At 59.6% G+C, this 1,241-nt stretch carries 1 protein-coding gene; it reads right to left on the bottom strand.

Features of this window, described 5'->3' with window-relative positions; genetic code table 11:
* Nucleotides 1-37: 37 nt before the first annotated feature.
* Entirely contained in the window at nt 38-1,228 is a 1,191-nt protein-coding gene (tuf, locus tag HY29_RS16775; protein WP_034799211.1) for an elongation factor Tu, read from the bottom strand.
* Between the last annotated feature and the right edge of the window lie 13 nt (nt 1,229-1,241).

Here is a 1,241-nt window from a genome sequence, read left to right as displayed (position 1 = left end):
GGGGCGGCCTTTCGCAAAGTCTCTTCAGGAAGAGAGCTTATTTCTTGATCGCGGAGACGACGCCGGCGCCGACCGTACGGCCACCTTCGCGGATAGCGAAGCGCAGGCCCTGGTCCATGGCGATCGGCTGGATCAGCTCAACGTCCATTTTCACGTTGTCGCCCGGCAGAACCATTTCCTTGTCAGCCGGCAGCGTCACAACACCCGTCACGTCCGTCGTACGGAAGTAGAACTGCGGACGATAGTTGGTGAAGAACGGCGTGTGGCGGCCGCCTTCTTCCTTCGTCAGGATGTAGGCTTCAGCTTCAAACGTCGTGTGCGGCGTGATGGAGCCCGGCTTGCAGAGAACCTGACCACGCTCAACGCCTTCACGGTCAACACCGCGAAGCAGTGCGCCGATGTTGTCGCCAGCCTGGCCCTGATCGAGCAGCTTGCGGAACATTTCAACGCCCGTGCAGGTCGTTTTCTGCGTGTCGCGGATACCGACGATTTCGATCTCGTCGCCAACCTTCAGGATGCCCTGCTCAACGCGGCCCGTCACAACCGTACCACGGCCGGAGATGGAGAACACGTCTTCCACAGGCATCAGGAACGGCTTGTCCAGCGGACGCTCAGGTGTCGGGATGTACTCGTCGACAGCCGCCATCAGTTCAAGAACCTTGTCCTTGCCGATATTGTCGTCACGGCCTTCAACAGCTGCCAGAGCAGAACCAGCGATGATCGGAATGTCGTCGCCCGGGAAGTCGTAGGAAGACAGAAGTTCGCGAACTTCCATTTCCACCAGTTCCAGCAGCTCTTCATCGTCAACCTGGTCAACCTTGTTCAGGAACACGACCAGAGCCGGCACGCCGACCTGACGGGCCAGCAGGATGTGCTCGCGGGTCTGCGGCATCGGGCCGTCAGCAGCGTTCACAACCAGGATCGCGCCGTCCATCTGGGCAGCACCCGTGATCATGTTCTTGACGTAGTCAGCGTGGCCCGGGCAGTCGACGTGGGCGTAGTGACGGTTTTCCGTCTCATATTCCACGTGTGCCGTGTTGATCGTGATGCCACGTGCTTTTTCTTCCGGTGCGGAGTCGATGTCCTCATAGGACCGTTTCTCACCGCCACCAGCTTCCGCCAGCACCATCGTGATCGCTGCCGTCAGTGTCGTCTTGCCGTGGTCAACGTGGCCAATTGTGCCGATGTTGACGTGCGGCTTGTTGCGTTCAAACTTTGCCTTGGCCATCGGGCCTCTCCTT

It is taken from the genome of Hyphomonas beringensis (assembly GCF_000682755.1).
In the GTDB taxonomy this organism is placed as follows: domain Bacteria; phylum Pseudomonadota; class Alphaproteobacteria; order Caulobacterales; family Hyphomonadaceae; genus Hyphomonas; species Hyphomonas beringensis.
This window is presented reverse-complemented; position numbering and strand designations above follow the sequence as displayed.

Bases quoted from the DNA above. Each gene is read 5' to 3' on its own strand.
- tuf (WP_034799211.1), bottom strand. From the start codon at position 1,228: ATGGCCAAGGCAAAGTTTGAACGCAACAAGCCGCACGTCAACATCGGC.